Below are 1,563 nucleotides of genomic sequence, written 5' to 3'. Positions count from 1 at the left end.
TTGCGGCGCTTCGCGCCGCAACTCTATTTTGGGTTTTGGGTTCGTTCTAACATAACTGGCTACCGCTATATAACAATGAAAGTTTTGCTTAGGACATAAAGAGATGATTGGTGGCGCGAAGCACCACCAATTATCTTAATTATCATCATTGTCCATAAATGGTTTTTCGTGAGCAGGCTTGATAGTTCGCCAAATGTAATCACTATAGTCCTTCCCATCTAATAAAGAGAATAAAATTGTGTGATTCTGACAAGTTAAAATATGCTTTGCCATTTCCTTGCGATCGCGCCGATCTACGGTGGCAATAATTCTCTCAAAATCAGCCTTTGCCGCATTCTCAATTTGTTGATACTGATTAATTAGAGAAGCTTTAGTTTCCTTGACCCAATTGTAAAATTCATCGGGAACGCGCTCTAAAATATTCTCAAAGGGAGTGCGATCGCGTAGCATTTCCCAGATTACTTTGCTGGTAACTTGAGTAAGCACCCGATGTAACTTTACATAATCGGCAAACTTAAACTTAAGCCTTAACCCACTCGCAAATCGAATCACAAAACCCTCTTGATTTTGATTGTTGAGCGCAGCGATCGAGGCAAGATCCTTTAACCCATCGTATCTTTTGGCGATCGGAAATCCTAAATGTCCATAGGACTCAATCTCATGCTCTCGACCTGATTCTGTCTCAATTACAGCCAATAGAACTAAAGCTTCGTAGTTTCCATAATCTACAACAATGCGATTTGATGGATAGATAATCTCAAATAAATAGGTGAGCGATCTATCTAGGGAAGGAATTACTGCTTTGTAAAGATTCTGTAATATGTCATTGGCTTTAACTGCTTGGTCAGAGTTAAAGCTGCCCCTAGAGGCAATATATGGTTGCTCGTTATACCAATACAAAATCCCTAGCGAACCATCAAGCTTCTCGTAAACATGAAATGGTTCTGCGGGTAATGCCTCTTGATGTTCTTGCAGATTGAAAAACTTGGGTAGAGGTCTGGCAACAATCGCCCCATTGCGATCTAAAATCAAGCCTCGGCATTGCATAGTCTCCGATGTCCATAGGCGATCGTACTGAGCCTTTGCCGTGTAATTGTAAATGAAGAGTTCACCACTTGAATGAGGACGTTTGGTGATATATCCTTCAACAACTAGTTGCTCGACTTTCTCCAAATTGATGTCGCTCATTCTATATCTTTGCAATTGATTTAAGGTTATTGATTTAAGTTTTTATAAGTAGCTAGGCGCAATTAAATATAAAAATCCAAAACCTGTAGCGTACGCACAGCGTGCGCTACAGGGCTTGATTCTGGTTTTTAATTATGCCCAGATACTTAGCAGATACTTAGCTACATTCACTTGTCTTAGGACAAATCAAACCCCAAGAATTGATTAGCGTTGTCTGCACCGCCAATCAGGGCTTGGGGTTTATGTCCTAGTCCACTTAGCGATCGCTATAAATAATATAGCGGGTTTCAGTTTGCCGTAGGTAAACTGAAACCCGCTATAATCAAATACAAATTACAATACAAATTTAAGTAATTAATGACTGCGGCGACAGCA

Annotated in this window: 1 protein-coding gene; it reads right to left on the bottom strand. The window is 40.2% G+C overall.

The features are described from left to right. Positions 1-135: 135 nt before the first annotated feature. On the bottom strand, positions 136-1,188 hold the full coding sequence (locus PSE7429_RS22890) for an RNA ligase (protein WP_009629790.1): 1,053 nt from the start codon (positions 1,186-1,188) through the stop codon (positions 136-138). Positions 1,189-1,563 lie beyond the last annotated feature (375 nt).

The organism is Pseudanabaena biceps PCC 7429, assembly GCF_000332215.1.
Taxonomy (GTDB): domain Bacteria; phylum Cyanobacteriota; class Cyanobacteriia; order Pseudanabaenales; family Pseudanabaenaceae; genus Pseudanabaena; species Pseudanabaena biceps.
Note: the sequence above shows the minus strand (reverse complement) of the source record. Positions and strands in the feature narration are given on the sequence as shown.

Coding starts and splice junctions, on each gene's coding strand:
- PSE7429_RS22890 (WP_009629790.1), bottom strand. CDS start 1,188: ATGAGCGACATCAATTTGGAGAAAGTCGAGCAACTAGTTGTTGAAGGA.